We start from the raw sequence: 7550 nt of genomic DNA, 5'->3' as shown, positions 1-7550 counted from the left end.
TATATATCTTATTACAACAATTATCGTATAAAACAAAAACTGGGAGGAATGTCACCGGTTGAATACCGGATCAATTCCTCCCAGAAAATAGCATAACCATCTTCCAATTTTAGGGGTTCAGGTCAGTCTCTTTTTTATTTTCATGGATTGATGAAAATAATTCAATTAAATATAAATAACATGAACAAACGTTGAAATGCTGCGGCTTAAACGTTGCTAGGTGCAAGTCTATAAAGATTCAGACGTATTGCAGTTCAAATAAAATATGTATAATTAACATCATAGAATAATTAGAGGAGGGTGATGAAATGCAAGAATCACCGAAACAAGAAGGCCAACAGCTTTCTAGAGGTTTAAAAAATCGTCATGTTCAATTAATCGCTTTAGGTGGAACCATCGGAACTGGTTTGTTCCTAGGAGCTGGTGAATCCATTCATTTTGCAGGACCATCAATTATTTTAGCTTACTTAATTGCTGGGATTGCTGGATTCTTTATCATGAGATCACTTGGCGAATTATTATTATCAAACGTTGATTGTCATTCATTTATTGAATTTATTGAAAAGTACTTAGGCGAAAAAATGGGATTCGTTGCCGGTTGGACTTATTGGGCCTGCTGGATAACAATTGCCATGGCTGAAATTACTGCTGCCAGTTTGTACATAAAGTATTGGTTCCCAAGTGTGCCACAATGGATAACTGGTTTAATCATCATTATTATTTTATTCCTATTGAACACAATTAATGTATCAGCATTTGGTGAAACTGAATTCTGGTTTGCATTAATCAAGGTTGTTGCTATTTTAGCTTTAATCGCAACAGGAATTGTACTAGTAATTATGAATTACAAGACCCCAGTGGGTCATGCAAGTCTTTCAAACCTATTTGGTCACAAGATGTTTGCACACGGTATCTCAGGATTCTTAATGAGTTTCCAAATGGTAATCTTTAGTTTTGCCGGAATTGAAATGATTGGTATGACTGCTTCAGAAACACATGATCCTGAAAAAGTTATTCCAAAGGCTATTAACGAAGTTCCTTCAAGAATTTTAATTTTCTACATTGGTTCATTAGTAGCATTAATGTGCATCTACCCATGGAACTACATCAATGCTTCATCAAGTCCATTCGTGCAAGTATTCCAAAACATTGGAATTGCCGGAGCTGCATCAATCATCAACTTTGTTGTGTTAACTGCAGCTGTTTCCGCATGTAACTCATCAATCTTTACAACAGGTAGAATGGCATACTCACTATGCTACGGTACTGACAATAAGGTTGGTAAGAAGATTGGTTCATTAACTAAAAACGGTTTACCAGCAGCGGGAATCGTATTCTCAATTGCTGTTATCGCAATCTCACTATTCTTGAATGCTTTCATTCCTGATGGTGTTTTCCAATTGATTTCAAGTGTAGCCACCACATGCTTCCTATTCATTTGGGGATTAATCGCTATTGCACATATTAAGTACAGAAATTCTGTTAAGAAGAACAAGGAAGAAGACAAGCTAACATTTAAGATGCCTTTATTCCCACTTTCAAGTTACTTTGTATTAGCATTCCTACTATTCGTAGCTGTTGTATTGCTATTTAGAGTAGACACAATGATTCCATTAATCGGATCAATCGTATGGATTGTATTCCTATACATCTTCAAGGTTGTTAAAGACCGCGTATAAAAATAAAACAGGTTCAACGACTAATTACTTAATTAAGTGGTTAGTTTGCTTGAAGCTGTTTTTTTATTTTTCATTTACTCAATAATAGTTTATTCTATTAGTAAGGAAGTAGGTGGCAAGAATGAAATACTTTATAGCGGATACGCATTTTCTTGATAAACACATGATAGGAAATAAGAATTTCGCGCCACGACCATATTTCTTTGTGGAAGAGATGGATAACGATATCATTAAAAACTGGAATGAAGAGGTTTCTGACAGTGATATTGTTTATCATTTAGGTGATATCGCAGTCTGTCATGAAAAGCCCCAGAGAAAAGCACATGAAAAAATTTATGATATTTTAAAACAATTGAATGGACAGATTGTCTTTATTAAGGGAAATCATGATAGTAGAGCTTTGTTCAAGTTCATTGAGAAAAATAACTATGAATTAAATGGGAAACCAAAGTTTTCTTTCCACGATGTCGGAGCCTTGATTAAGATGAATCACGCCCAATACTATATGACTCATTATCCATTGATGATGGGCCAGGTTGGGCCGATTATTGATCTTCATGGGCATATTCATCACTATTCAGTGCCGGTAAAGGAAAATATCAATGTTGGAGTCGATAGTCCAGAAAAAGATTATTTAGGCTATGATAAGCCATTTGGTGCTCCGTTTAGTGAACAGGATATTTTCAAGATGGTGGAACAAAAGAAAATTGATTTTGCCAAAAGACGATAAGGAGGAAGTAAGTTTGGAAAAAATTGCTATTTTACATACCAATGATTTACATTCACACTTTGAAAATTGGCCAAGAATAAAAAGATATTTAATTAGCGAAAAACAAAAGCTGGAAAAACAAGGTTATTTTGTCATTACTGTTGATTTAGGTGATGCGTTAGATAGAGCTGATCCATTGACCGATGCTACTAATGGTAAAGCCAATGTTGAATTGTTAAATGAAATTGGCTATGATGCCGCCACAATTGGTAATAATGAAGGTTTAACCAATAGTAAAGACCAGTTAAATCATTTATATGATGACGCCAACTTTGACGTTGTTTTAGCTAATATTGTCGATTCTGATACTAAGAAAAGACCATATTGGGCTCATGAGACCAAAATGATTAACACACCTGCTGGTAATCACATCAAGATTTACGGTTTAACAGCCCCATACCAATCAACATACACTCTTGAGGGATGGACACCAATCGATGACCAAGAAAAGATTCCTGAATTATTGGACAATGATAAAGATGACGAAGTACTAGTATTGTTATCTCACTTAGGGGTTACTCAAGACAGGTTAATTGCTAAGAAATTTCCACGTTTTGATGTTATCATTGGAAGTCATACTCACCATTTGTTTGAACATGGTGAAAGAGATAATCAATCATTATTGGCTGCTGCTGGTAAGTACGGATACTACGTTGGAAAAGTAACACTAGAAGTTGAAAATGATCACGTTATCAATAGTGAAGCTAGTGTTGTTAAAACTAGTGACTTACCTGTTGAACCAGAAGACAGTAAGTGGCTTGATGCTTTAGAAAAACGTGGTCAAGACATTCTGGCTCAATCTAAAGTTGCTAAGTTAGATGAAAAAATGGATAATGGTCTTCGTGGTAAACCAAGAATGGTTAGCGAATTTCTATCTGCGATGAAAGAAAAGGCAGGCACTAAAGCAGCAATCGTTAATAATGGATTGTTCTTACACGCTCTTCCAAAAGGCATTGTAGATAAGAACCAATTACACCAAATCTTGCCACATTCTATGCATGTAACTAAGACAACATTATCAGGTAGCGACTTATGGCGCATGGTAATGGAAATGCAAAAGAATTGGAAATTCCTAATTGCATATGAACAAAAGGGAATGGGCTTTAGAGGAAAGTACTTTGGCCAATTGAACTATGATGGAATCGATGTTGACGACCAAAACAATGTTTACTTCGATGGTAAACTGATTGACTTTAATCAAACCTACGAAATTGCTTTACTAGATCATTACATCTTCATTCCGTTCTTCCCAACGGTTGCAATTAAGGGTGATAATAATATCTTGTATGATCAAACGCTTAGAGAAGTGTTCGCATCATACCTATCAAAGAAATATCCGCTAGAATAGGAGAGGATAATTTTGGATCGTAAGAGTATTGAAGAGCTAGTCGAAGAAAAGAACAGTAACTATAAACCACTAGCTAACATAAAACTTGAAGACGAAAAGACCATTTTAATTAATGGCCACAAATATGAAATCATCAGTAATCGTAATAACTGTTTTAATATTGATGACTTCACTGCTAGTTACAATCCCATTTTTAGTAGATACAGCTTTATCGTTGGTGATTACGGATACGGCGTATTAAGACTAAAGGGATTTTCTGACGATGGTAGTAACACACCATTACAAAACCAATTCATGGCAATTCAAGATTATTTATATGAATATGCCAACATGGGCGCGGACTACTTTGTCTTGCATAACTTAGAAGTAAAGACTAAGCCAAATGGTTCTTTCAATAAGCGAAGAGGACGTCGTTCATCTAATAAGAACAACCGTCATGCCTTTATTAAAGAAAAGGTCACTAATGAAAAGCCTCGTGTTGATAAAAGAGAACACGTGACAGTGACCCAATCAAAGGGACATGGTAAGAGACACTTTACAATTAAACAAAGAACGGACTAGGAGAGAATATTAATGACAAAGTATAAGGGTTATTTTATTGACCTTGATGGCACAATTTATGCCGGAAGTAAGAGAATTCCAGCTGCCAAGAGATTTATCGAAAGACTACAATCAAATGGGATTGATTTTCTTTTCGTAACCAATAACACAACCAAGATGCCAGAGGATGTAGTTAAAAACTTAGGTGATAATCATGACATTCATGTGAGTGTCGATAATGTTTACACTGCAGGACTAGCTACTGCTGATTATGTAAAAAAAGATGCTGAAAGTAATCAATTCGACAAGACAGCTTATGTTGTTGGTGAAAAGGGATTAATAACTGCTCTTCAAAATAACGGTTTTGAAATTACTGATAATAATCCTAGTTATGTAATCGTTGGTTTAGATAGTTCAGTCACTTACGATCAATTAAGTAAGGCAGTTCTATTAGTAAGAGATGGTGCTAAATTTATTGGTACTAATCCAGATAGTAATATTCCAACTGAAAAAGGGATGCAACCAGGAGCAGGTTCATTAGTAAAACTTGTTGAATACGCAACCCAACAAAAACCGGTTTTAATTGGTAAACCAGAATCAATTATCATGCAAAACGCATTGGATAAGATTGGTTTGAATAAGTCTGATGTAGTCATGGTTGGTGACAACTATATGACCGATATTTCAGCGGGTATTAATTTTGGCATGGATACCCTAATTGTCTACACTGGTTTATCTACAAAGGAACAAGTGGCACAAAAAGAAGTTCAACCAACTCATCAAATTGATTCATTGGATGACTGGGAAGTTTAATTTGAATATTGAATTTATGAAGTATCGAGCATTGTCGTTAGTAATCATCTTGTGGTTTGTAACTTGCTCGATATTTTTATTTATGAACATGCCATTTATATATACGTCAGTTGTCCATGTATTAAACGTACAACATGATATTAAAATGAGTTCAGGACAAATAAGGGATAATTACTTATTGATTATTAGATATTTACAGTCATTCTTTATTATCGATATGCAAACGACATTGCCAATTAATAACGTAGTAAAGGAACACTTTGGGGATGTGAGAAGACTAATTTTATTAAATAACCTCTTTATGGTTATTATGACGCCAATAGTCATTAAAACATTGATTAGATTAAGGAAAAATCGCTTTTTATGGCTTTTAAAATTATCTTTTAGGCAAATATACGGATGCTTCGTATTTCTTTTCGTGTTTGCTTTAATTGATTTCAATGATGCGTTTATCTTTTTCCATAAAATCCTATTTAGAAACAACGACTGGATATTTAATGCAAAAAAAGAACCAATCATCATACTGTTTCCAGATCAGTACTTTATGATTGGTTTTGCTTTTATATTTATATTTGTAACGGTATTTTATTTAATCCTATTACGATTTATTAATAGATCAACACAATAAAAAAGGACCCCAACATAGGAGTCCTTTTTATTATGCTTTCTTTTCTTTTTTGAACAATGCTACTAAAGCAGGGATACAAGTTACTAGGATGATACCAAGTACAACCACTGAGAAGTGTTCTTGTACGAATGGGATGTTTCCGAAGAAGTATCCTCCACCACAACATAGTAGTACCCAGACGATACAAGCGGCTACGTTATATTTAACAAACTTGCTGTACTTGTAACCACTTGAAGCTGCAATGAATGGTGCGAAAGTTCTGATGATTGGCATGAATCTAGCAATAAATATAGCTAAGATACCGTATTTATCAAAGAAAGTTTTTGCTTTGTCTAGTTGTTCTTGTTTAATGAACTTACCAATATGTTTTTGTTTAGTAAGCTTATTACCAACTTTTTCGCCAAGGAAGAAGTTTAAAGAGTCACCGACGACTGAAGCAATTAAGAATAAGATGATAAATATGAATATACTTAGGTGATATTTTGGATTTGCAGAGATAGCTGCTGCTGCAAATAATAATGAATCCCCAGGTAGGAAGGGCATAATTACGATTCCAGTTTCAATGAAGATCACTAGAAATAGTAGTAGGTAGGTCCAATCACCAAAATAATTAACCAAGTTAATGATGTGTTGGTCAATGTGTAATATAAAATCTATTAAAAGTTGCATTTCTCTCTCCTTTTGTTGTTTAACTATATTTTAACAAATTTACATGATTTACATTAAAGTTTTTTTAAAATAATTTAGTAAAAACACTTAATCATTTTTACTTCGTTAGATATAATAGATATATCAATTAAATATTTGGAGGACAAAATGACTCAATATCCACAATTAAGTATAGATGATAAATATAAGCCGATGGCTATTCTAAAGACAAATTATGGTGATATTCAAATAGCTTTGTTTGAAAAACAAGCACCTCAAGCAGTAGAAAACTTCATGAAATTAGCTGAAGTTGGTTACTATGATGGAACAACTTTCCATAGAGTTATTAAAGATTTTATGATTCAAGGTGGTGATCCAACAGCAACCGGTGCAGGAGGGGAAAGTATTTGGAATCGTCCATTTGATGATGAATTTTCTAAAGACTTATACAACGTACGTGGAGCTGTGTCTATGGCTAATTCTGGCCCTAACACCAATGGTAGTCAGTTCTTTATTGTGCAAAACAAGACACTTCCTGAAACACTAATGGATCAAATGAATGAAGCGGGATTCCCAGAAGAAATAATTGACTATTACGTTAAAAATGGTGGAACACCATGGCTAGATTTCAGACATACTGTATTCGGACAAGTAGTTAAGGGTATGGATATCGTTGATAAGATTGCAGATGCTAAAGTAGATGCAAGCGACAAACCTGTTGAAGATGTTCTAGTAAACAAAGTAGAAATTTTTAAATAAGTACTTGACCGTAAAAAGACTTCCTGGTAGTATAAATATTGCTGTTGAGAGAGGTTACTTAATCTTCTCAAATGATCTTGAAAAATTGATGTTGACAGTGATTGATGATTTTGATATCATAATCAAGTCGCGTTAAATTAGTTGATTTCAAGCGTTGGCAAATAAAAAAAGTTATTGACACTGTGTTGATAATTTGCTATGATTAATGAGTTGTCAATTGGGACAGCAAATTAATAAAAGGTAGATCTTTGAAAACTGAACAAGATTGATAATCGATGATGTGTAAGGAACTTACAACTTGGTTGTAAGAATTAAACATTGCGAAGTCAATTCGCTTATAAAATAACAATTTATTCAGAAGAGCTA

9 protein-coding genes are annotated in these 7550 nt (G+C 34.1%); 8 read left to right on the top strand and 1 reads right to left on the bottom strand.

The features are described 5' to 3' along the window. The first annotated feature begins 3 nt into the window (after positions 1 to 3). The 7 genes from OEZ61_RS08275 to OEZ61_RS08270 all read left to right on the top strand — a co-directional run bounded on the left by OEZ61_RS08275 (position 4) and on the right by OEZ61_RS08270 (position 5777). Positions 4 to 96 carry an IS3 family transposase gene (locus tag OEZ61_RS08275; RefSeq protein ID WP_080719905.1) on the top strand — a complete coding sequence of 31 codons (93 nt, stop codon included), beginning with the start codon at positions 4 to 6 and terminating at the stop codon, positions 94 to 96. Positions 97 to 308: 212 nt separating this feature from the next. Further along, entirely contained in the window at positions 309 to 1679 is a 1371-nt protein-coding gene (locus OEZ61_RS07650) for an amino acid permease (protein ID WP_034535335.1), read from the top strand. A 121-nt stretch (positions 1680 to 1800) separates the two neighbouring features. Beyond that, on the top strand, positions 1801 to 2409 hold the full coding sequence (locus OEZ61_RS07645; protein ID WP_034535334.1) for a metallophosphoesterase: 609 nt from the start codon (positions 1801 to 1803) through the stop codon (positions 2407 to 2409). Positions 2410 to 2422: 13 nt separating this feature from the next. After that, on the top strand, positions 2423 to 3796 hold the full coding sequence (locus OEZ61_RS07640; protein WP_034535332.1) for a metallophosphoesterase: 1374 nt from the start codon (positions 2423 to 2425) through the stop codon (positions 3794 to 3796). 12 nt (positions 3797 to 3808) lie between these two features. After that, a complete protein-coding gene (locus OEZ61_RS07635; RefSeq protein ID WP_034532203.1) occupies positions 3809 to 4357 on the top strand; it encodes a YutD family protein in 549 nt (182 codons plus the stop codon). 12 nt (positions 4358 to 4369) lie between these two features. Further along, on the top strand, positions 4370 to 5149 hold the full coding sequence (locus OEZ61_RS07630; RefSeq protein WP_034535331.1) for a TIGR01457 family HAD-type hydrolase: 780 nt from the start codon (positions 4370 to 4372) through the stop codon (positions 5147 to 5149). Further along, entirely contained in the window at positions 5133 to 5777 is a 645-nt protein-coding gene (locus OEZ61_RS08270) for a TIGR01906 family membrane protein (RefSeq protein WP_080768516.1), read from the top strand. Before OEZ61_RS07630 ends, OEZ61_RS08270 begins: the two co-directional genes overlap by 17 nt. Before the next feature lie 30 nt (positions 5778 to 5807). Here the strand turns inward: OEZ61_RS08270 and OEZ61_RS07625 are convergent, their stop codons facing one another. Next, entirely contained in the window at positions 5808 to 6446 is a 639-nt protein-coding gene (locus OEZ61_RS07625; protein ID WP_041152702.1) for a VTT domain-containing protein, read from the bottom strand. A gap of 147 nt (positions 6447 to 6593) precedes the next feature. On the opposite strand from OEZ61_RS07625, the gene OEZ61_RS07620 reads away from it, so the two are divergent. Continuing rightward, positions 6594 to 7184: a peptidylprolyl isomerase gene (locus OEZ61_RS07620; protein ID WP_034530939.1), complete on the top strand. Its 591-nt coding sequence runs from the start codon at positions 6594 to 6596 to the stop codon at positions 7182 to 7184. The last annotated feature ends 366 nt before the right edge of the window (positions 7185 to 7550 follow it).

Source organism: Apilactobacillus sp. EABW-1NA, from assembly GCF_030398685.1.
Lineage (GTDB): Bacteria > Bacillota > Bacilli > Lactobacillales > Lactobacillaceae > Apilactobacillus > Apilactobacillus waqarii.
Note: the sequence above shows the minus strand (reverse complement) of the source record. Positions and strands in the feature narration are given on the sequence as shown.